The organism is Streptomyces sp. Xyl84, from assembly GCF_059731885.1.
Window position 1 is genome coordinate 5836471 of sequence record NZ_AP029182.1, and the last position, 18335, is coordinate 5854805.

The following is an 18335-nucleotide window of genomic DNA, read 5'->3' on the forward strand; positions in this document are numbered from 1 at the left end:
TCCACCCCCGTCGGGAGGAGCAGTCATGCCACGGCGCACCCCACACAGCGCGCTCGACAGAGTGAGAACTCCCCACAGATTCCCCGGGTTCCTGAAGACCGCATCCGTATGCGTCCTCGTTGCCGGTCTTTTGTCACCCTTTTCCCAAGCGGTCGCGGCGGACGCGGCGCCGAAGGCCGCGGCGGCCGACGACTACTGCGGCGGCCGGTGCTCGGACATCCTGCCGCCGGGCGAGAACGGCAACGCCACCCTCGCCCAGATCCTCCTCAACCAGGGCTTCGGCACCCAGCCCGCCCACGCCGAGGACCAGCTCGGCCCCTACGCGAACCTGGCCAAGGGCTACCCCGCCCTGACCGACGACACGATCAACACCTTCTTCAACGACGCCTCGTTCGGCGTCCGGGCCGACCAGGTCGCCTCCACCGAGAAGCCCGCGGGCCGCGGCGACGTCACGATCGTCCGGGACAAGAAGACCGGCGTGCCGCACATCACGGGCACCACCCGCTACGGCACCGAGTTCGGCGCCGGGTACGCCGCAGCCGAGGACCGGCTGTGGCTCATGGACGTCTTCCGGCACGTCGGCCGCGGCCAGTTGACCTCCTTCGCGGGCGGCGCACCCGCCAACCAGGGCCTGGAGCAGCAGTTCTACCGCAACGCGCCCTACACCGAGGCCGACCTCCAGGCCCAGATCGACAGCGCCGTGGCGAAGAACGGCGCGCGCGGGCAGCAGGCCCTCGCGGACGTGAACGCCTACCTCGCGGGCATCAACGCCTACATCGACGCCGCCGACCCCGGACGCTACTTCCCCGGCGAGTACGTCCTGACCGGCCACAAGGACGCGATCACCAACGCCGGCACCATCGACCACTTCAAGGTCACCGACCTGGTCGCGCTGGCCTCGGTGGTCGGCTCGCTGTTCGGCGCCGGCGGGGGCGGCGAGGTGAACAACGCCCTCTCCCTGATGGCCGCCCAGGCCAAGTACGGCGTCGAGGAGGGCACCCGGGTCTGGGAGTCCTTCCGCGAGCGCAACGACCCCGAGGCCGTCCTCACCCTCCACGACGGCCAGAGCTTCCCGTACGCCACCAGGCCCGGGTCCCCGAAGGGCGAGGCCCTGCCCGACGCGGGCTCGGTCACCGAGGAACCCCTCCTGTACGACCGCACGGGCAGCGCCACCGCCCGCTCGGCGGCCACCGCGGCCGCCACGGCCGCGAAGACCGCCCTCTCCTCGGCCCGGCGGGGCATGTCCAACGCCCTCGTCGTCGGCGGCGAGCACACCGCCGGCGGCCATCCCGTCGCCGTCTTCGGCCCGCAGACCGGCTACTTCGCGCCCCAGCTCCTGCTGCTCCAGGAGATCCAGGGCCCCGGCATCAGCGCCCGCGGCGCCTCCTTCGCGGGCCTGAGCATGTACGTCGAACTCGGGCGCGGCCAGGACTACTCGTGGAGCGCCACGACCTCCGGCCAGGACATCATCGACACCTACGCCGTCGAGCTGTGCCAGGACGACCACCACTACCTCTACCACGGCACCTGCACGGCCATGGACCAGGTCCAGCAGGCCAACGCCTGGAAGCCGACCGTGGCCGACGGCACCAAGGCCGGCTCCTACACGATGCGGGTGTGGCGCACCAAGTACGGCCCGGTCCAGTACCGCGCCACCGTCGGCGGCAAGAAGGTCGCCTACACCACCCTGCGCTCCTCCTACCTGCACGAGGCCGACTCGATCATCGGCTTCCAGATGCTCAACGACCCCGGCTTCGTCCAGGGCCCGCAGGACTTCCAGAAGGCCGCGCAGCACATCAACTTCACCTTCAACTGGTTCTACGCCGACTCCGCGCACACCGCCTACTACAACAGCGGTGACAACCCGGTGCGGGCCGACGGCGTCGACGCCGAGTTCCCGGTCTGGGCACGGCAGCCGTACGAGTGGCGCGGCTGGGACCCGGCGGCCAACACCGCCGACTACACCGCGCCCGCCGCGCACCCCAACTCGGTCGACCAGGACTACTACATCTCCTGGAACAACAAGCAGGCCGAGGACTACGCTGCGGCGCCCTGGGGCGAGGGCTCGGTGCACCGCGGCAACCTGCTGGAGGACCGGGTGAAGAAGCTCGTCGCCTCCGGCGGGGTGACCAGGGCCTCGCTCACCCGGGCGATGGCGGACGCGGCCGTCGCCGACCTGCGCGCCGAGGACGTGCTGCCGAAACTGCTCAAGGTGCTCGACAGCTCACCGGTCACCGACCCCGCGACAGCGGCGGCCGTGGACAAGCTGCGGGCCTGGGTGGCCGCGGGCGCCCACCGCACCGAGACCTCGGCCGGTTCCAAGAAGTACGCCGACGCCGACGCGATCCGCATCCTGGACGCCTGGTGGCCGCTGCTGGTCAAGGCCGAGTTCGAACCGGGCCTCGGCAGCGACCTGTTCACCGCCTTCGGCGCGAACCTGCCCGTCGACGAGTCCCCGTCGGCCGGACACGGCCCGACCGGCTCGCACGCCGGCAGCGCCTTCCAGTACGGCTGGTGGAGCTATGTCGACAAGGACATCCGGGCGGTGCTCGGTGAGCAGGTGCGGGGGCCGCTGGCGGACAAGTACTGCGGCGCCGGCAGCCTCACCGCCTGCCACGACACCCTGGCCGCCACGCTCAAACAGGCCGCGGGCCTGACCGCGGCCCAGGTCTACCCCGGCGACGACCAGTGCTCGGCTGGCGACCAGTGGTGCGCCGACTCGATCGTCCAGCGCCCGCTGGGCGGCATCAAGCACGGCAGCATCAGCTGGCAGAACCGGCCCACCTTCCAGCAGGTGGTGGAGTACACCTCCCACCGGTGACGTCCGGGTGCCGGCGGCGGGTCACACGATGCGGCCCGCCGCCAGCACCAGCCGCGCCAGCTCCGGGTGCACGATGTCGCTGTGCGCACCGGCGGGCGGCCCGCCGCGCCGGACCACCGCGGCCGCGTCCACGTTCACGCAGCCGGACGCCGGCAGCGGCCCCCTCAGCGCCTCGGCGAGGGTGCACGCGCGCGTGCCCGGCACGGCCTGCACCCCGTCGTGCCCCATCGCACCCCAGCGGGGGCCGAGCAGTGCGCCGATGTCCACGCCCAGCACCGACCGGTCGTCGTCGGCCATCCGCGAGGCCAGCGGATAGAACGTGCCGAGCGCCGTGTCGAAGCGCGAGGCGCAGCACACCAGAGGGCCGTCCACCCGGTGCTCCTGCCCTTGCAGGACGCCTCCCGCGCGCGGGTCGCCGGGCAGCCGGGCGGCGAACGCGTAGTGCGAGAAGGCCCCCTGGAGCAGGGTCACGGACTTCACCGTCCGCACCCCCGCGGGCAGCCCGCGCAGCGCGAACGACACCAGCCGCCCGCCGAAGCTGTGCCCGACCAGATGGACCCGCAGACCGGGAGCCGCGTCGGCGAGCCGGCCGACCGCCGGTCCCAGCCCGCGCTCGCCGACGGTGCCCGCGCGCCGCTTCATCGTGTAGTACGTCGCCTGCCGCAGCAGTTCCTTGGCGCCCTTCCACGGGTTCGGCAGCGAGAACGACTCCTGCCCCGCCCCGGCCGCCGCCTGCGCGAACTCGGCGCAGACGTCCGCCGCCGGGCGCGTGAGGATGCCGGGCTCGCGCTCCGGCACGCCCTCCGCCACCGTGTCCGCCGTGAAGTGCGCCTGCGGCCCCGGCGGCACCACCTCCACCAGCAGCCGCACCAGCCGCCCGAACTCCTCCAGGGCGGCGGCCTCGCGCGGCTGCTGGTCCAGCATCCGCGTGAGCCGGTCCACCACGGTGGCCCGCCCCGGGAAGGTCTCCACGAGGGCGTGCCGGGTGTCCTTGTCGAGCGCGGGACCGGGCACCAGAGCGGCGGCGGTGGAGCGCGGGAAGTCGGGGATCGGCTCGTCGCAGAACCGCATCGACGGCCAGATCACGCCCACGTACCCGATCCGCGCGGCCGGCGCGAGCCCCGGGACCGGGGCGAAGAACCGGTGGTACAGACGCGTGGCGCCGGAACGGTCGTCGTTCCAGCCGTGCGCGAAGACGATCAGGTCGCGCACGCCGCCGGCGCGGACCCCGGCGAGCAGCCGGTCCCGTTCCGGGACGTCCACGTCCCCGTCGGCGTCGAAGGTCAGCTCCCAGTACGGAGCGACACCCGTGTCCGTGTCCGCCATGGCCGGACCCCCTCGTCCCCCGAAACGGTGCGATGTGTGGTGCATCGTCCTGCGATCGGGGGACGTTGGCCATACGTCAGGACACTCCCGTAAGGAGTAATTCCGGACGTCCTGTGGTGACGGCGCGAGCGTGCCTCACCGGGACCCGGGGCGGGCGTGGCTCACCGGTACAGGAGGTAGTGCCGGCGGGTCCTGCGGAACGCGGCCAGCTCCTCGCGCCAGCCGCCCGCCACCTCGTCGGTGTCCGCGCCCGCGTCGATCATGGTGCGCACCCGCGTGGAACCGGTGAGCTTGTCGATCCAGTCGTCCGGCCGCCAGGCGAAGCCGCTCCAGACCCGCTTGGCGGTCACCAGCAGTGCGATCCCGGTCCGTACCGGGTCGTAGGCGGCCCGGTCGTGGACGTGGATCTGCACCCCGCCGGCCGTCCTGCCCTGGAACTTGGAGAAGGTGGGCGCGAAGTACGCCTCCCGGAAGCGCACCCCCGGCAGCCCGAGGGCGTTCGCCGCGTCCGCCCAGCGTCCGTCGATCCCCTCCGCGCCCAGCAGTTCGAAGGGGCGGGTGGTGCCACGGCCCTCGGAGAGGTTCGTGCCCTCGAACATGCAGGTGCCGGAGTAGACGAGGGCCGTGTCGGGGGTCGGCATGTTCGGGCTCGGCGGCACCCAGGGCAGCCCGGAGGCGTCGTAGAAGTCCGACCGCTGCCAGCCGGTCATCAGGACGGTCTCCAGCGGCACCGGCCGGCTCAGGAACTCCCCGTTGAACAGCCGCGCCAGCTCGGCGACCGTCATGCCGTGCGCCTGCGCGACCGGCCGCCGCCCGACGAAGGTCGCGAACTCCTCGTGCAGCACCGGGCCCAGCGCCTCCCGGCCGGTCACCGGGTTGGGACGGTCGAGCACCACGAACCGCTTCCCGGCGAGCGCGGCGGCCTCCATGCAGTCGTACAGGGTCCAGATGTACGTGTAGAAGCGGGCGCCGGCGTCCTGGATGTCGAAGACGACGGTGTCCACGCCGGAGGCGGTGAAGACGTCGGCGAGGGGCTGCCCGCTCTTGAGGTACGTGTCGTACACCGGCAGTCCGGTGGCCGGGTCGTCGTAGCGGCCCTCGGAGCCGCCCGCCTGCGCGGTGCCGCGGAAACCGTGCTCCGGGCCGAAGACGGCGACCAGGTCCACCCGGCGGTCGGCGTGCATCACGTCCACGATGTGCCGCACGTCGCGGGTGATGCCGGTCGGGTTGGTGACGATGCCGGCCCGCTGTCCGTCGAGCACCGCGTAGCCGTCGGCCGCCAGCCGCTCGAACCCGGTCCGCAGCGGCCGGGCGCGGACCTGCGGGGCCGCCTCGGCCTGAGCGGCCGGCCCGGCCGACGCCGCGACCGCGGCCGTGCCGGCGAGCAGACTCCGTCTGGACAGCTTCATGCGGCGACCTCCGTGATCAGGGCGGGTGTCATGGTCACGCACGCTAGCGCGCGCCCTCGGCCGCTGGGAACGAACCTGCGGGAGTGCCCGAGGTCTACACCACTGGTGCCGCCCCCGCGCGGTGCCGTGCCACCTCTTCCCGCATCACATACCGACCGGTTAGTGTGGCGCGGCAGAGCAGGAGCGTGCCGCGTCGAAGGAGACCGATGGTGCAAGCCGTTCAGGGTGCGGGAGTGGTCGTCACCGGAGCCGGGAGCGGCATCGGGGCCGCGCTGGCCCGCCGGTTCGCCGCCGAGGGGGCCAGAGTCGTCGTCAACGACCTCGACGCCGCCCGGGCCGCGGCCGTCGCCGAGGAGACCGGCGGCATCGCCCTTCCGGGAGACGCCTCGGCGGTCGTCGACGACGCCCGTGACGCGCTCGGCGGCACCGTCGACGTCTACTGCGCCAACGCGGGGGTCGGATCACCCGGCTCGGAGGCGGCGGGCGAGGAGGTCTGGGCACGCGCCTGGGACGTCAACGTCATGGCCCACGTCCGCGCCGCCGAGGCCCTGCTCCCGGCCTGGCTGGAACGCGGCCGGGGCCGGTTCGTCTCCACCGTCTCCGCCGCCGGCCTGCTCACCATGATCGGCGCCGCCCCCTACAGCGTCACCAAGCACGGCGCGTACGCCTTCGCCGAGTGGCTGTCGCTCACCTACGGCCACCGCGGGATCAAGGTGCACGCCATCTGCCCGCAGGGCGTGCGCACCGACATGCTGGCCGCCACCGGCAGCGCGGGCGACCTGATGCTCAAGCCCACCGCCATCGAACCGCGGGACGTCGCCGACGCCCTGTTCAAGGGCATCGCCGAGGACCGCTTCCTGATCCTGCCGCACCCCGAGGTCGCCGGCTTCTACCGCAACCGCGCGGACGACCCCGACCGGTGGGTGGCCCACATGAACCGCATCCAGCGCACCTGGGAGGAGAACCGGTGACCGCCACCCCCGCCTCCCGGTACGCGGCCAAGCCCTGGCTGCCCCTCCTCGACGAGGCCCAGCGCGCCCCCGTCGACCCCGCCGATTCCCTGGTGCACGCCCTGCGCCGGTCCGCCGCCGAGGCCCCCGACCGCACCTTCCTCGCCTACTTCGACGCCCGCCTCACCTACCGCGAGACCGACGCGCTGAGCGACTCGGTGGCCGGTCACCTCGCCGCGCGCGGCCTGCGCCCCGGCGACCGGGTGGCCGTCGTCCTGCAGAACTCCCCGCACTTCGTGCTCGCCGTCCTCGGCGCCTGGAAGGCGGGCGCGACCGTCGTCCCGGTCAACCCCATGTACAAGTCCGCCGAACTGGCGCACGTCCTGGAGGACGGCGAGGTGAGCGCGCTCGTCTGCTCCGACCGGGCCTGGGAGTCCTACCTGCGCGCCACGGCCGCCGGCTCGCCCGTACGGATCGTGCTCACCGCCTGCGAACGGGACCTCCAGAGCCGCGACGACCCCCGCGTGCTCGCCTTCGAACGGCTGCCGCGGGCCGCGGACGCCGACGACCTGACGGCCGTGGCCCGCGCCGGCCACCCGGCCCCCGCCGTGCCCGGCCCGGCACCCGCCGACACCGCGCTGATCAGCTACACCTCCGGCACCAGCGGCACCCCCAAGGGCGCCACCAACACGCACGGCAACATCATGTACAACGCCGAGCGGCAGCGCACCGGCCTGGGCCTGCCCGAGGGACCTGTCTACTTTGCGCTGGCGCCGCTGTTCCACATCACCGGCATGGTCTGCCAGTTCGGCGCCTGCCTGAACAGCGCGGGCACCCTGGTGCTGGCGTACCGCTTCGAGCCCTCCGTCGTCCTGGAGGCGTTCGCCGAGCACCGCCCGCACTACACCGTCGGCCCGTCCACCGCCTTCATGGCGCTGGCCGCCCACCCGGCCGTCACCCCGGACCACTTCTCCTCCTTCCACGTCATCTCCTCGGGCGGCGCGCCCCTGCCGCCCGCGCTGGTGGAGAAGTTCCGCTCCCGCTTCGGCCCCTACATCCGCAACGGCTACGGACTCACCGAGTGCACCGCGCCCTGCGCCTCCGTGCCCCCGGGCCGCGAAGCCCCCGTCGACCCGGTCTCCGGGACGCTCGCGGTGGGCGTGCCCGGCCCCGACACGGTCGTACGGATCCTCGACGACAGCGGCGCCGAGGTGCCCTTCGGCGAGCAGGGCGAGATCGTCGTACAGGGCCCGCAGGTCGTGCCCGGCTACTGGCGCCGCCCCGACGCCACCACCGAGACCTTCCCCGGCGGGGAGCTGCGCACCGGCGACATCGGGTTCATGGACGAACAGGGCTGGCTGTACGTCGTCGACCGCAAGAAGGACATGATCAACGCGTCCGGCTTCAAGGTGTGGCCGCGGGAGGTCGAGGACGTCCTCTACACCCATCCGGCGGTGCGCGAGGCGGCCGTCGTCGGCGTCCCCGACGGCTACCGCGGGGAGACCGTGAAGGCCTACATCAGCCTGCGCCCCGACGCCGAGGCGGACCCGGACGCGCTCGCCGCGTACTGCAAGGAGAGACTGGCCGCCTACAAGTATCCGCGGCAGGTGGAGATCCTGCCGGAGCTGCCGAAGACGGCGAGTGGGAAGATCCTCCGGCGGGAACTGCGTTCCCGCGACGACACCCGGTAGGACCCAGGAAAGGCAGGTGGCGGCAGTGCCCAGGACGACGGAATCAGCCGGGACCCCCGTGCCCCAGCGGCTGCTGGCCGCCGCCACCCGGCTCTTCGCCGACCAGGGCTACGACCGCACCTCGGTCCAGGAGATCGTCGAGGCGGCCGGGGTCACCAAGGGCGCGCTGTACCACTACTTCGGCTCCAAGGACGACCTCCTGCACGAGGTGTACGCACGCATGCTGCGCCTCCAGCAGGAGCGGCTGGAGGCCTTCGCCGACGCCGACGAACCCGTCGAGAAGCGGGTGCGGGACGCCGCCGCCGACGTCGTCGTCACCACGATCGACAACCTCGACGACGCGATGATCTTCTTCCGGTCCATGCACCACCTCAGCCCGGAGAAGAACAAGCAGGTGCGCGCCGAGCGCCGGCGCTATCACGAACGCTTCCGCGCGCTCATCGAAGAGGGCCAGGACAAGGGCGTCTTCACCAGGGCCACCCCCGCCGACCTGGTCGTCGACTACCACTTCGGCTCCGTCCACCACCTGTCCACCTGGTACCGCCCCGACGGCCCCCTCACCCCTCAGCAGGTCGCCGACCACCTGGCCGACCTGCTGCTGAGGGCACTGCGCCCCTGAGCGCGCCGGGTTGCGCGAGCGGCGCGCAGCCCGGAGGGTCGGTGCCATGAAGGCCATCAGCTACAGCCGGTACGGCGGACCCGAGGTGCTCGAGCACGGGGAGGTCCGCGATCCCAAGGTCGGCCCGGACTCGGTGCTGGTGAAGGTGCGGGCGGCCGCCGTGAACCCGGTCGACTGGAAGTGCCGCGAGGGCCACCTGGACGCCCTGCTCGACCCGGTCTTCCCGGTGGTCCCGGGCTGGGACCTCGCCGGGACGGTGGTGCGCCCCGGTGCCGCGGTCACCGAGTTCGCGGCCGGCGACGAGGTCATCGGCTACGTTCGCGAGGACTTCCTCTCCCGCGGCACCCTGGCCGAGTACGTCGCCGCCCCGGTGCGCACCCTGGCCCGCAAGCCGCGCGCCCTCTCCTTCGAGGAGGCCGCCGGTCTGCCGCTGGCCGGACTCACCGCCTACCAGGTGCTCGTCAAGACCCTCCGGGTCGCCCGCGGCGAGACCGTCCTCGTGCACGCCGCCGCGGGCGGGGTCGGCTCGTTCGCCGTCCAGCTCGCCCGCCACCTGGGCGCCCGAGTGATCGGCACCGCGAGTGAACGCAACCACGACTACGTGCGCTCCCTGGGCGGCGAGCCGGTCACCTACGGCGACGGACTGGCCGAGCGGGTGCGCGGGCTCGCGCCCGAGGGCGTCACCGCCGTGTTCGACACGGTCGGCGGCGAGACCACCAGGACCTCCGCCCACCTGCTCGCGCCCGAGGGCCGGCTGGCCTCCATCGCCGACCCCGAGGTGGTCTCCTACGGCGGCCGCTACTGCTTCGTCCGTCCCGACGCCGAGGACCTGGCCCGCCTGTCCGAGCTGGCCGACCAGGGCGTGCTGCGCGTGCACGTGGCGGAGACGTTCCCGCTGGAGCGGGCGGCACAGGCGCAGCGGCGCAGCCAGGAGGGCCGCACCCGCGGGAAGATCGTCGTGACCGTGGGGTCCTGAGAGGACAGGGCGCAGGAGGCCGGGGCGTCAGGAGGCCGCAGCGCGGAGGCGGGCTGCCCGGGGCCGCCTGGGCGGGAATTTGACGACAGGGCCTAGAAGACCAGCACCGCCGCGCACAGGGCCAGGGCCACCGTGCACAGCACCGCGGTCGTGGCGAGCCGGGCGGTGAGGGCCGGCGGGGCCGCGGTGCGCGCCAGGCGGCGGATGCGGAACTGGGCCAGCAGCAGGAACGCCAGCCAGAGCAGGCAGCACAGGGCGCAGACGAGGACGCCGGCGGGGGAGACGCCGCCGTGCAGGGCCGTCTTCACCGCGAGCACCGCCGCCACCGTGCTCGACAGCGTCGTACGCCGCCACGCGAGCCGCGTGCGCTCCGGCTGGAGCCCGGGATCGCGCACCGGACCGGCCGCCCCGCCCTGCGTGCTCACCCCGCCCGTCCCGCCAGGACCACCACGAGCATCGCCACGGCCACGACCGCCACGACGATGCCCAGCAGCGCCGGGAAACGGGAGGCGGGCAGGTCCTCGCCGCGGCGCATCGCCCGCTCGCAGCGCACCCAGTGGTTGACCGCGCGCAGCGAGCACAGCACGCCCGCCGCGAGCAGGGCGAGCGCCAGCCCGACGCGCCAGGCCCGCCCCAGGTGCGGCAGGAACTGGTCCACCGCGAACCCCCCGCCGATCAGCGCGAGCGCCGTGCGCAGCCAGGCCAGGAACGTCCGCTCGTTGGCCAGCGAGAAGCGGTAGTCCGGAGTGGAGCCCTCCTCCCTGACCTCCTCGGGCGCGAACCACAGGCGGACGTTCCGTACGAAGTCGATCACGAGGGGACCCTATCCGGGCGCGGGCCGGCCGGCCCCGGAGAGCCGCGTCACCCTCACCGGCCCGACCGGTGAGCCATGAGCCGCTCGTGGGCGGCGAGCCCGTCGGGCACCCACTCCCACTCGCGCAGCCGCCGCCGGACCTCGTCCTCGGTCAGGAAGCCGTGCCAGGCGACCTCCTCGGCCTGCGGGCGCACCGGCAGCTCGCAGCGGACCTGGTACACGGCCGACCACCAGCTGTGTCCCGCGCCGTCCTCGTACAGGAACTTGAACAGGTACTCGGGGCGGGGAAGCCCTGTCACGCCCAGCTCCTCCTCGGCCTCGCGCAGCGCCGCGTCGTCGTAGCTCTCCCCGGCTCCGACGACCCCGCCCACGAACAGGTCGTACAGGGAGGGGAAGACCAGCTTGGTCGCCGTACGCCGGTGCACGAAGAGCCGCCCCTGGGCGTCCCGGGCCTCGACGAAGACACAGCGGTGCCGCAGCCCGCCGGCGTACACCTCCCCGCGGGGAGCCCGGCCGACGACACGGTCGTCGGCGTCGACGATGTCGAGGATCTCGTCCGCAGCGCTCATGCCCCCATCCAAGCAGGCGGGCAACGGTGCGGGGCAGCCGGCCGCGAGGAGGCGGGCCAGCGGGTTCCGGTGCGGCGGCCGGCGCGGGTCAGCGAGGCTGCAGTTTCCGTTTCTGCTCGGGCACCGAGACGCCGCAGGGCATCGCCGGGTGCAGGCCGAGCAGGACGATGCCCGCCACGATCGCGGCCAGGCCCGTGGCCTCCCAGGTCAGCGCGCCGACGTCGGTGCGCAGCCGGTCGCCGAGGAAGCCGACGCCGCAGGCGATCCCGGCCAGCGGCTCGGCCGCGGTGAGCGCGGGCAGCGACATGCGCAGCGGGGCCGTCTCGAAGGCGCTCTGCACCAGGATCAGCCCGGTCACCCCGATCACCAGCAGACTGTACGGCTGCCAGCTGGTGAACAGCTCCGCCCAGCCGCCCGCCGAGAACCGCTGCCCGCTCACCCGGGTCAGCGCGTCCTGCACCCCGTACAGCAGCCCGGCGGCCACCGCGAGCAGCACCGGCCCCCAGCTGAGCCGGGACCGCTTGGCGTAGGTGGTCAGCAGCAGCGCCACGCCGACCATGGTCCCGATGATCAGCCAGTGCCGCAGCGGGTCGGTGACCGCGCTGCCCGCCCGCGGCTGGCCCGCCAGGATGAATGCCGTCACGCCCCCGGCCAGCAGCGCGAGACCCAGCCAGCCCTGGCGGCCCAGCGGCTGCCGGGTCTGTCTGCGCGACAGCGCCAGCGCGAACAGCAGGTTCGTGGCGAGCAGCGGCTCCACCAGGGAGATCTCGCCCCGGCCCAGGGCCATCGCGCCCAGCACCATGCCGACGACCATCAGCCCGATCCCGCCCAGCCAGCGCGGCACCCTGACCAGGTCGAGCAGCAGCCGCGGTGAGAGGAAGTCGCTGAGCGGAGCCCGCTGGGCCGCGTTCTGCTGGAGTACGAAACCGAAGCCCAGGCAGCAGGCGGCACTCACGGCGAGAATCAGAACCAGAACCGACACGCTGCGTACCTCGATCATCCGGCCGGGCCACGGGGTGCGTAATGGCCGACTGTAGCGTCCTGGAGCGCTGCTCGCTGGGGCCAGTACCCGGATCCGCGCAGTCGACTCGGCCACGACGCCCTGCGCGTCAGGGCGATGGCACGGCAGTACGCCCATGGTGGGCCGCCCCGCAGAACCCCGCCATGGCGTACGCCACACGGGTGAACCGCCCGCCTCCGTCCGCCTGCTACCGGGCCGCCCGCGCCATGCTCCACAACTGCCGCAAGGGACACGGCGGTTGACGCGTATGACACGACGGCGGCCCTTGAGGCCGTGTGCCGGCTGAGGGTTCGCTGTCCGTGAGCCGTGAGCCGTGAGCCGTGAGCCGTGAGCCGTGAGCCGTGAGCCGTGAGCCGTGAGCCGTGAGCCGTGAGCCGTGAGCCGTGAGCCGTGAGCCGTGAGCCGTGAGCCGCGGGCCGGTCGCTGCGCGCCCGCACCGGTGACGGCGGGGGCCGCCGCGGGCACCGTGTCACCGTCCTCGCCCGGCTGGGCCCATCGCGCCTCCAGACGGTCGCCGTGCACACGGCAGGCCGTCGGCGTCCCGGCCGGCGACGGCCCCGGGCCGGCCCAGAAGAAGCCGGCCGTGGGCAGAAGCCCGCCGGAGGCAGCACCGGCCGGAGGCAGAAGATGACGGAAGTCTGACGTGCACCCGCGAACCCTGGCCCGCGAGGGCCCCGGGTGCTCGAATGAAGACGTGAACCCCGAACCGTCCGAGGAGCGGAGCCGCCGCCCCGCAGGCCCGCCCGAGGAACAGAGCCGCACCGCCGCTGCGGCGGAGGAACACGGCCGTCCCGTCGGCCGCCGCGTCTTCCTCGCCACCCTGGGCCTGGGCGCCCTCGGCGTGGCCGCCGCGCCCACCCTGCAACGCGGTCTGGAGGGTGTCCTCGGCGCCGCCTCCGGCAAGGACCCCACCGGCCTGACCGGTCTGCTGCCCAACGGCGGCGGCTTCCGCTACTACTCGGTCGCCGCCTCCGTCCCGCGCGAGGACGCCACCGACTACCGGCTGAGGGTCGACGGCCTGGTCGACCACCCGGCGACGTACACCCTCGCCGATCTCCGCGCCCTGCCGCAGACCCGCATGGTCCGCGACGTCCAGTGCGTCACCGGCTGGCGGGTGCCCGGCACGCCCTTCGAAGGCGTACGGCTCTCCCGGCTCCTGGCGGCCGCCGGGGTCCGCCGCACGGCGCGGGCCGTCCGGTTCACCTGCTTCGACGGCACCTACACCGAGAGCCTGACCCTCGGCCAGGCCCGCCGTCCCGACGTGCTGGTGGCCCTGCGCATGCAGGACAAGGACCTCGGCCACGACCACGGCGGCCCGGTGCGCCTCTACGTCGCCCCGATGTACTTCTACAAGTCCGCCAAGTGGCTCTCCGGCATCACCGTCACCGACGAGGTGCGTCCCGGCTACTGGGAGGACCGGGGGTACGACGTCGACGCCTGGGTCGGCCGTTCGAACGGACGCAGTGATGACCCCACGAGCTGAGACCGCGGCACCGCCCGTCCGGGACGTCCGCCGCTTCGGCCCCGTCCAGCGGTGGGTGCACCGCACCACGGCCGCGCTGATGGGCGTGTGCGTGCTGACGGCCGCCTTCCTGTACATCCCGCAGCTCGCGGTGCTCGTCGGCCGCCGCGAACTGGTCGTCCGCGTCCACGAGTGCGCGGGCCTCGCGCTGCCGGTGCCGGTCCTGCTGGGGCTGGCCTCCCGCGCCCTCCGCACCGACCTGCGCTTCCTCAACCGCTTCGGCCCGCACGACAAGGTGTGGCTGCGTGCCGCCCTGCGCCGCGACCGGCGGCCCGCCGCGCGCCCCGCGGGCAAGTTCAACGCCGGTCAGAAGGTCTACGCGGCCTGGATCGCGGGGGCCGCCGTGGTCATGCTCGGTACCGGTCTGATGATGTGGTTCACCCACCTCACCCCGCTGAGGTGGCGCACCGGAGCCACCTTCGTCCACGACTGGCTGGCCCTGACCGTCGGCGTGGTGCTGGCCGGCCACATCGGCATGGCCCTCGGCGACCCGGAGGCCCGCCGCGGTCTGCGCACCGGCATGGTCAGCCGCACCTGGGCGGACCACGAACACCCGCTGTGGAAACCGTGAGGGAGGCGGGGCCGCCGGAATCACCGGGCCGCCCGGGCACTGCGGCCGCCGAGGTCACCGTGACCGACGAGGTCCCGTGACCGCCGAGGACACCTTGGCCGACGACGTCACCGCGAGCTGACGTCCCTTTCGCGGCCCCCCGGGTCCGCTCGAGGGTCCCCGAAGTCCAGCAGCACCTTGCACGACCGCGCGCGGTCCGCCGCCAGCGCGAACGCCGCCTCGGCGTCGGCCACCGGAACCACCGCGCTGACCAGCTCGTCGAAGACGGGACCGGCGGCCAGCAGCCGCAGCGCCCCGTCGAACTCCGTATCGAAGCGGAACGCCCCGCGCAGCTCGATCTCCCGGCTGACGACGAGGTTCCCGGCGAACGGCGACCGCCCGGCCGGCAGCATCCCCAGCTGGACGACCACCCCGCCGCGCCGCACCAGGCGCAGGCACGTGTCGAGCCCGGCCGCCACGCCGGAGGCCTCCACGGCCACGTCGGCTTCGGACGGCCACCCGGGGTCCGCCGGGTCGTCGGCCCGTACGACCGTGTCGGCGCCGGCGGCCGAGGCGTACCGCAGGGCGCGCGGCAGCAGGTCGGTGACGGTCACGCGGGCCGCGCCCGCCGCCCGCGCCGCCGCGACGACCAGGCAGCCGATCGGTCCCGCTCCGGCCACCAGCAGGTGCCGGCCCGTCACGTCCCCGGCCCGGCGCAGCGCGTGCAGCGCCACCGAGAGCGGTTCGGCGAGGGCGGCCCGGCGCAGGCCGAGACCCGCCGGGAGCGGCCGCACCTGCGCGGCCGGGACGGCCACGCGTGCCGCGAAGCCGCCCTGGACGTGCGGGAACCGGGCCGCACTGCCCAGGTAGCGGGTGTCCCGGCAGACGTTGCGCCGCCCGTCCGCGCACTCCGGACAGGTTCCGCACGGGGTCGCCGGGTGCACCGCGACCGCCGTGCCCGGGGCCGGGCCGCCGGCTCCGGGACCGTAGGAGACGACCGTGCCGGCCACCTCGTGCCCGAGCACCATCGGCTCCCTCAGCCGGAAGTCGCCCACGGCGCCGTGGCGCCAGTAGTGCAGGTCGGAGCCGCACACCCCGCCGTAGCGGACGGCGACCAGTGCCTGCCCGGGACCGGGCTCGGGCACCGGCAGCTCCTCTACCCGCAGGTCACCCTGACCGTGGATCACACAGCCGAGCATCCGGGACCGCCCTTCCGGCTGCACGCTCGTCATGCCGCCTACAGCACACTCGTCATGCCGCCGTCGACGTACAGCACCTGCCCGGAGACGAAGTCCGCGGCCGGGGAGGCGAGGAACAGCACCCCGCCCACCAGGTCCTCGGTACGGCCCCAGCGGCCGGCCGGGGTGCGGCGGCGCACCCACGCGCTGAACTCCTCGTCTCGGACGAGGGGTTCGGTCAGCTCGGTCTCGATGTAGCCGGGCCCGACTGCGTTGACCTGCACGCCGTACGGCCCCCAGTCTGCGCACATGCCCTTGGTGAGCATCTTCAGCGCGCCCTTGGTGGCCGCGTAGGGCGCGATGCCGGGGCGGACCACCTCGCTCTGCAGCGAGCAGATGTTGATGATCTTGCCGTGGCCGCGCCCGGTCATCCGCCGGGCGGCCTCCCGCCCGACGAGGAAGGCGCTGGTGAGGTTGGTGTCCAGGATCCGGTGCCAGTCCGCGTCCGTGAACTCCAGGAGCGGGGCGCGCAGTTGCATGCCCGCGTTGTTGACCAGGATGTCGAGCGGGCCCACCCGCTCCTCGACGTCCGCGATCCCGGCGGCCACCGAGGCGCCGTCGGTCACGTCGAACGCCGCCGTGTGCACCCGGTCGCCGGGCAGGGCGGCGGCCGCCTTCGCGAGCGTGCCGCCGTCCCGGCCGTTGAGCACGACCGTGCAGCCGGCCTCGGCCAGGCCGCGGGCCAGGGCCAGTCCGATGCCCCGCGAGGAGCCGGTGACCAGGGCGGTGCGGCCGGCGATGTCGAAGAGGGGGTGAGCCGTCATCGCCGTGCCCCTACAGGATCAGGGAGAGGACGAGGACCAGGGCGCCCGCCACCACGGAGAGGATCGTCTCCATCAGCGACCAGGTCTTGACCGTCTGGCCGACGTCCAGCCCGAAGTACTCCTTCACCAGCCAGAAGCCGGCGTCGTTGACGTGGCTGAAGAAGAGCGAACCGGCGCCGATCGCCAGCACCAGCAGGGCGGCGTGGGTGGTCGACATGTCGGCCGCCAGCGGCGCGACCAGACCGGCCGCCGAGACGGTCGCCACGGTCGCCGAACCGGTCGCGAGCCGGATCACCACCGCGATCAGCCAGGCCAGCAGCACCGCCGGGATCGACCAGCTCTTGGAGATGTCCAGGATCATCTGGCCCACCCCGCAGTCGATCAGCGTCTGCTTGAAGCCGCCGCCCGCGCCGACGATGAGCATGACGCCCGCGATGGGCATCAGGCCCTTCTCGACGGTGGAGTTGACGCGCTCCTTGGTGAACCCGGCCGGCCGGCCCAGCGTGAAGATGCCGACGATCACGGCGGCGAGCAGCGCGATCAGCGGCGAGCCGATCACGTCGAAGACCCGCTGGGTCATGTTCGCCGGGTCGTCCACGACGATGTCGACCAGGGCCTTGACCAGCATCAGCACGACTGGCAGCAGCACCGTGGCCAGCGTGGCGCCGAAGCCCGGCCGCCGCTCCAGCTGCTCCGAGGCGCGCTCCGGGAGCATGCGGTCCGGGGCGGGGACGTCCACCCAGCGGGCCGCGACCTTGGAGAACAGCGGACCGGCGATGATCACGGTCGGGATCGCGACGACTATGCCCAGCGCCAGCGTCACGCCCAGGTTGGCCTTGACCGCGTCGATCGCGACCAGCGGGCCGGGGTGCGGCGGGATCAGACCGTGCATCACGGACAGACCGGCCAGTGCCGGGATGCCGATCCGCATCAGGGAGTAGTTGCCGCGCTTGGCCACCATCAGGACCACCGGGATCAGCAGCACGATGCCGACCTCGAAGAACAGCGGCAGACCGATCACGGAGGCGATCAGCACCATCGCCCACGGCATCGCCCGGCCCCCGGCCTTCGCCAGGATCGTGTCGACGACCTGGTCCGCGCCGCCCGAGTCGGCGAGCAGTTTGCCGAGGATCGCACCCAGCGCGATCAGCACGCCCACGCCGGCGACCGTCGAACCGAGGCCGCTGGTGAAGCTGGTGATCGCCTTGTCCAGCGGCGCGCCGGCGACCGCGCCGAGCACGAGGGACCCGATGGTCAGCGACAGGAAGGCGTGCAGCTTGAACTTGGTGATGAGCAGGACGATGACGGCGATGCCCGCCAGGACGGCGATTCCCAGCTGGGCGTGTCCGGCCGAGGTGATCGGCGGGGGCGCGTCCGCTGCCAGCATCTCGACGCTGAGTCTGGTCACGGGGAGTTCCCTTGGTGGTGAAGAGGGACGGTGGGTTTCAGAGGTGGCGCGGCCGGCGGCCGTGGGGGAGCGGCGTCACCGGGGGGACGGCTCGGCCGGGGCGGACCGCGCGGTGCTGTCGAGGTCGTCCAGCGCGGCCACGGCGCGCGCGGTGATCTCCTCCGGCGAGCCGGAGACGTCCACCGCGACGCCCCGCTCGTCCGCCTGGAGCGGCTGGAGCGTGGCGAACTGGGAGTCCAGCAGCGCGGTCGGCATGAAGTGACCCTGACGGTGCGTCATCCGGTCCTCGATGAGCTGCCGGGAGCCCGTCAGATGGACGAAGACGATCCCGGGGGCCGCCGCCCTGAGCCGGTCGCGGTACGACCGCTTCAGCGCCGAGCTGCTCACCACCCCGCCGAGCCCCGCCCGCCCGTGCGCCCAGCCGCCGATGGCATCGAGCCAGGGCCACCGGTCGTCGTCGTCGAGCGGGATTCCGGCCGACATCTTGTCGATGTTGGCCTGCGGGTGGAAGTCGTCGCCCTCGGCGTACGGGACGCCGAGCCGGGCCGCGAGCAGGGGACCGATCGTGGTCTTGCCCGTGCCGGCGACGCCCATCACCACGACGACGTGGGGGGTGCGCATCACTGCCTCGCTGTCTTCCTCGACATGGGACGCCGA

Annotated in this window: 17 protein-coding genes; 7 read left to right on the plus strand and 10 right to left on the minus strand. The window is 73.4% G+C overall.

From position 1 onward, the window contains the following. Window positions 1-25: 25 nt before the first annotated feature. Window positions 26-2821, plus strand: coding sequence for a penicillin acylase family protein (locus AC6I72_RS25310; RefSeq protein WP_498003456.1), 2796 nt, complete (start codon window positions 26-28; stop codon window positions 2819-2821). Between the two features lie 21 nt (window positions 2822-2842). On the opposite strand, the gene AC6I72_RS25315 is transcribed toward AC6I72_RS25310, so the two are convergent. Both AC6I72_RS25315 and AC6I72_RS25320 read right to left on the minus strand, forming a co-directional pair. Further along, window positions 2843-4147, minus strand: a complete 1305-nt coding sequence (locus AC6I72_RS25315) for a serine-threonine protein kinase (RefSeq protein ID WP_498003457.1) — start codon at window positions 4145-4147, stop codon at window positions 2843-2845. Between the two features lie 161 nt (window positions 4148-4308). Next, window positions 4309-5556, minus strand: a complete 1248-nt coding sequence (locus tag AC6I72_RS25320) for an exo-beta-N-acetylmuramidase NamZ family protein (protein ID WP_498003458.1) — start codon at window positions 5554-5556, stop codon at window positions 4309-4311. 206 nt (window positions 5557-5762) lie between these two features. On the opposite strand from AC6I72_RS25320, the gene AC6I72_RS25325 reads away from it, so the two are divergent. Genes AC6I72_RS25325 through AC6I72_RS25340 form a run of 4 tightly spaced genes read left to right on the plus strand, consistent with a single transcriptional unit; the run spans window position 5763 to window position 9792 of the window. Next, window positions 5763-6527 (plus strand): SDR family oxidoreductase, encoded by a 765-nt coding sequence (locus tag AC6I72_RS25325; protein ID WP_498003459.1) that lies wholly within the window; start codon window positions 5763-5765, stop codon window positions 6525-6527. Further along, window positions 6524-8197 carry a class I adenylate-forming enzyme family protein gene (locus AC6I72_RS25330; RefSeq protein ID WP_498003460.1) on the plus strand — a complete coding sequence of 558 codons (1674 nt, stop codon included), beginning with the start codon at window positions 6524-6526 and terminating at the stop codon, window positions 8195-8197. The genes AC6I72_RS25325 and AC6I72_RS25330 overlap by 4 nt, the downstream gene beginning before the upstream one ends. A 25-nt stretch (window positions 8198-8222) precedes the next feature. Further along, on the plus strand, window positions 8223-8816 hold the full coding sequence (locus AC6I72_RS25335; RefSeq protein ID WP_037859671.1) for a TetR/AcrR family transcriptional regulator: 594 nt from the start codon (window positions 8223-8225) through the stop codon (window positions 8814-8816). Window positions 8817-8862: 46 nt separating this feature from the next. After that, the gene (locus AC6I72_RS25340; protein WP_498003461.1) at window positions 8863-9792 is read left to right on the plus strand and encodes an NADP-dependent oxidoreductase; all 930 of its coding nucleotides are present in this window, start codon (window positions 8863-8865) and stop codon (window positions 9790-9792) included. A gap of 92 nt (window positions 9793-9884) precedes the next feature. Here the strand turns inward: AC6I72_RS25340 and AC6I72_RS25345 are convergent, their stop codons facing one another. The 4 genes from AC6I72_RS25345 to AC6I72_RS25360 form a co-directional block, all read right to left on the minus strand. Next, window positions 9885-10217 (minus strand): DUF202 domain-containing protein, encoded by a 333-nt coding sequence (locus AC6I72_RS25345; protein ID WP_498003462.1) that lies wholly within the window; start codon window positions 10215-10217, stop codon window positions 9885-9887. Then, the gene (locus tag AC6I72_RS25350) at window positions 10214-10606 is read right to left on the minus strand and encodes a YidH family protein (protein ID WP_498003463.1); all 393 of its coding nucleotides are present in this window, start codon (window positions 10604-10606) and stop codon (window positions 10214-10216) included. Before AC6I72_RS25350 ends, AC6I72_RS25345 begins: the two co-directional genes overlap by 4 nt. A 53-nt stretch (window positions 10607-10659) precedes the next feature. Then, window positions 10660-11175 carry an NUDIX hydrolase gene (locus tag AC6I72_RS25355; RefSeq protein WP_498003464.1) on the minus strand — a complete coding sequence of 172 codons (516 nt, stop codon included), beginning with the start codon at window positions 11173-11175 and terminating at the stop codon, window positions 10660-10662. A gap of 88 nt (window positions 11176-11263) precedes the next feature. Continuing rightward, window positions 11264-12175, minus strand: coding sequence for a DMT family transporter (locus tag AC6I72_RS25360; protein ID WP_498003465.1), 912 nt, complete (start codon window positions 12173-12175; stop codon window positions 11264-11266). A gap of 715 nt (window positions 12176-12890) precedes the next feature. On the opposite strand from AC6I72_RS25360, the gene AC6I72_RS25365 reads away from it, so the two are divergent. Together AC6I72_RS25365 and AC6I72_RS25370 are read left to right on the plus strand one after the other, a co-directional pair. After that, the gene (locus AC6I72_RS25365) at window positions 12891-13679 is read left to right on the plus strand and encodes a molybdopterin-dependent oxidoreductase (RefSeq protein ID WP_498003466.1); all 789 of its coding nucleotides are present in this window, start codon (window positions 12891-12893) and stop codon (window positions 13677-13679) included. After that, window positions 13663-14289 carry a cytochrome b/b6 domain-containing protein gene (locus AC6I72_RS25370; RefSeq protein ID WP_498003467.1) on the plus strand — a complete coding sequence of 209 codons (627 nt, stop codon included), beginning with the start codon at window positions 13663-13665 and terminating at the stop codon, window positions 14287-14289. Before AC6I72_RS25365 ends, AC6I72_RS25370 begins: the two co-directional genes overlap by 17 nt. Window positions 14290-14396: 107 nt before the next feature. Here AC6I72_RS25370 and AC6I72_RS25375 read toward each other — a convergent pair whose 3' ends face one another. The 4 genes from AC6I72_RS25375 to AC6I72_RS25390 form a co-directional block, all read right to left on the minus strand. After that, on the minus strand, window positions 14397-15467 hold the full coding sequence (locus AC6I72_RS25375) for an L-idonate 5-dehydrogenase (protein ID WP_498004820.1): 1071 nt from the start codon (window positions 15465-15467) through the stop codon (window positions 14397-14399). 38 nt (window positions 15468-15505) lie between these two features. Then, complete coding sequence (locus AC6I72_RS25380) at window positions 15506-16270, minus strand: glucose 1-dehydrogenase (RefSeq protein WP_498003468.1); 765 nt, start codon at window positions 16268-16270, stop codon at window positions 15506-15508. A 10-nt stretch (window positions 16271-16280) separates the two neighbouring features. Then, a complete protein-coding gene (locus AC6I72_RS25385) occupies window positions 16281-17678 on the minus strand; it encodes a GntP family permease (protein WP_037859540.1) in 1398 nt (465 codons plus the stop codon). Between the two features lie 75 nt (window positions 17679-17753). Then, window positions 17754-18299 carry a gluconokinase gene (locus tag AC6I72_RS25390; RefSeq protein WP_366725766.1) on the minus strand — a complete coding sequence of 182 codons (546 nt, stop codon included), beginning with the start codon at window positions 18297-18299 and terminating at the stop codon, window positions 17754-17756. Between the last annotated feature and the right edge of the window lie 36 nt (window positions 18300-18335).

Bases quoted from the DNA above. Each gene is read 5' to 3' on its own strand.
- AC6I72_RS25360 (WP_498003465.1), bottom strand. From the start codon at position 12,175: ATGATCGAGGTACGCAGCGTGTCGGTTCTGGTTCTGATTCTCGCCGTG.
- AC6I72_RS25390 (WP_366725766.1), bottom strand. From the start codon at position 18,299: ATGCGCACCCCCCACGTCGTCGTGGTGATGGGCGTCGCCGGCACGGGC.
- AC6I72_RS25320 (WP_498003458.1), bottom strand. From the start codon at position 5,556: ATGAAGCTGTCCAGACGGAGTCTGCTCGCCGGCACGGCCGCGGTCGCG.
- AC6I72_RS25380 (WP_498003468.1), bottom strand. From the start codon at position 16,270: ATGACGGCTCACCCCCTCTTCGACATCGCCGGCCGCACCGCCCTGGTC.
- AC6I72_RS25325 (WP_498003459.1), top strand. From the start codon at position 5,763: ATGGTGCAAGCCGTTCAGGGTGCGGGAGTGGTCGTCACCGGAGCCGGG.
- AC6I72_RS25340 (WP_498003461.1), top strand. From the start codon at position 8,863: ATGAAGGCCATCAGCTACAGCCGGTACGGCGGACCCGAGGTGCTCGAG.
- AC6I72_RS25370 (WP_498003467.1), top strand. From the start codon at position 13,663: ATGACCCCACGAGCTGAGACCGCGGCACCGCCCGTCCGGGACGTCCGC.
- AC6I72_RS25355 (WP_498003464.1), bottom strand. From the start codon at position 11,175: ATGAGCGCTGCGGACGAGATCCTCGACATCGTCGACGCCGACGACCGT.
- AC6I72_RS25310 (WP_498003456.1), top strand. From the start codon at position 26: ATGCCACGGCGCACCCCACACAGCGCGCTCGACAGAGTGAGAACTCCC.
- AC6I72_RS25315 (WP_498003457.1), bottom strand. From the start codon at position 4,147: ATGGCGGACACGGACACGGGTGTCGCTCCGTACTGGGAGCTGACCTTC.
- AC6I72_RS25375 (WP_498004820.1), bottom strand. From the start codon at position 15,467: ATGCTCGGCTGTGTGATCCACGGTCAGGGTGACCTGCGGGTAGAGGAG.